Below are 1,435 nucleotides of genomic sequence, written 5' to 3' on the forward strand. Positions count from 1 at the left end.
GGTGCAGACGAACGGCGACCGCATCCGCGTCTGGCTCGGCAACGGCGCCGATCCGGTCATCGACGCCACCGACGGGATGTACGCGAGTGGGCTGTTCGGGGTGAACGGCTTCGCCGGGAACACGGTCGCGCAGAACCTGACGGTCGGCTGAGCCGTGCCAGGGGGCCGGTGACCGCACCGTCTCATCCGATGGTGACCACCCGGGCCCAGCCGGGCGGCCCCTCCGGGACGTAGTCGGGGTCCTCCTCGTCCTGGGCCCGGGGCGGACGCGGGAACAGGCCGACGACGGTACGGCACGGTGGCGGGGCGGACGGCCAGGGCGTCTGGCCGTCCGTCAGGGCCACGATCACGTCCGGGCGCGGCCGCGCGCGCAGCGCCCGGGCGAACCCGGACCGCAGATCCGTGCCGCCCCCGCCGATCAGTTCGAGGCTCTCGGCGCGGCAGAGCGGTACGGCGATCCCGGCCGCCGCGTCGCAGGAGATCACCGAGACCAGGTCGCGCCGACCGCCCACCGCGCGGGTGATCGCTGCTACTTCAAGCAGCGCGCTGCCCAGCTCGGCGTCGCTCACCGACCCGGAGGTGTCGATCACCACACAGACCCGGGGCGGCGTACGGCGCAGACTCGGCAGCACCACCCCGGGGACACTGGCCGAGCGGCGGGACGGGCGCCGGTAGGTGTGGTTCTCGCCCACCCCCGGCGCGGACGCCGCCGAGCGGACCGCCGCCCCCAGCAACTGCCGCCACGGCTGCGGCGGATGGAACGCCTCGTCCGCCCAGCGGCGCCAGCCGTCCGGCGCGGTGCCCGGCCGCCCCTTGATCCCCTCCGCGACCCGGAACCGCACCGCGTCCCGTTGCTGTCTGCTCAGCCCGTACGCCCCGTCGGGCCCCAGGTCCCACGGCCGCACCCGCCCGTCGGCACCGCTGCCGCAGTCCAGCCAGGCCAGGCTCGCGATGGGCCCGGACAGCGAGGCCGTCCGCAGGTACTCCTCCATCAGCAGACCGTCGGACAGCCCCAGCAGCGCCGGGACCACCGACCCGGCGGGACGTGGCAGGCCGTCGCCGTAGATGTCGTCGTTGATCTCGAAGTCGGCGGCGACGTTCCACCGCAACGACTCGCCCGGCCCGTGCGCCTCGTACTCCCGCGCGTACCGCTCGCCCCGGCCGTGGTGGTCCCGGAGCAGATGGGACACCTCGTGCACCCAGACCCCGGCCAGCTCCTCCACGGGGGTGCGGGCCACGAAGGCGGGGGAGACGTAGCAGCGCCACTGCGGGTCCACGGCCATGGTCGGCACCGAGCGGTCCTCCACGACATGCAGCGCGAAGAGGGCGTCGGCGAGGTAGGGGCGGACCTTGACCGCGTGGAGGCGCGCGGTGAGGAGCTTGGGCAGGTCCAGGGGGAGGGTGGGGCCGGTGGGGCGTGAGGGAGCGGTGGGGC

At 75.1% G+C, this 1,435-nt stretch carries 1 protein-coding gene; it reads right to left on the minus strand.

Annotation, left to right across the window (positions count from 1 at the left end):
- Positions 1–182: 182 nt before the first annotated feature.
- The gene (locus tag GTW40_RS11215) at positions 183–1,394 is read right to left on the minus strand and encodes a VWA-like domain-containing protein (protein ID WP_237525453.1); all 1,212 of its coding nucleotides are present in this window, start codon (positions 1,392–1,394) and stop codon (positions 183–185) included.
- Positions 1,395–1,435 lie beyond the last annotated feature (41 nt).

It is taken from the genome of Streptomyces sp. SID4985 (assembly GCF_009863025.1).
Classification (GTDB): Bacteria; Actinomycetota; Actinomycetes; order Streptomycetales; family Streptomycetaceae; genus Streptomyces.